Source organism: Achromobacter pulmonis (assembly GCF_002885955.2).
Classification (GTDB): Bacteria; Pseudomonadota; Gammaproteobacteria; order Burkholderiales; family Burkholderiaceae_B; genus Achromobacter; species Achromobacter pulmonis_A.
This window is the reverse complement of sequence record NZ_POQS01000079.1, coordinates 1-410: the sequence shown is the minus strand read 5'-3', so window position 1 is coordinate 410 and position 410 is coordinate 1. Positions and strand designations below refer to the sequence as shown.

Annotated in this window: 1 protein-coding gene; it reads left to right on the top strand. The window is 64.6% G+C overall.

What is annotated here, in order from left to right:
- Nucleotides 1-17 precede the first annotated feature (17 nt).
- The coding region (locus tag C1I89_RS33840) for a hypothetical protein (protein WP_219929645.1) at nucleotides 18-410 on the top strand (393 nt) is incomplete at its 3' end.

Here is a 410-nt window from a genome sequence, read left to right as displayed (position 1 = left end):
TGGGCGACTTGCAGCAAATGCTGACCGGCATCCGCACGTCGGTGGTGGGCGCGCTGCTGCCGGCCGTCACCGAGTGGGCCAAGCGCATGGGCGAGCTGGGCCGCGCCAACCGAGAGGCCATATCGCAGCGCATCCTGGAGGGTCTGCGCGAGTTCTGGTCAATGCTGCGCCCAATTGGCAATGCTGTGTCGTGGGTTGCCGAGCGAGTCGGTGGATTCGGTAACTTGCTGGGCGGTGTGGCTGCGGTCATGGCCACCCGTTTGATTGTGTCAATCCTGCTTGTGGTGGCTTCGCTGCTGAAGCTGGGCTACACCGCTGTTGTTGTTGGTGCGCGTCTTACAGCCTCATTCCTTGGCGGGCTTCTGTCCGTGTCTCGCGGCCTGGTCGGTCTGGCCGCCCGCGCGATACCG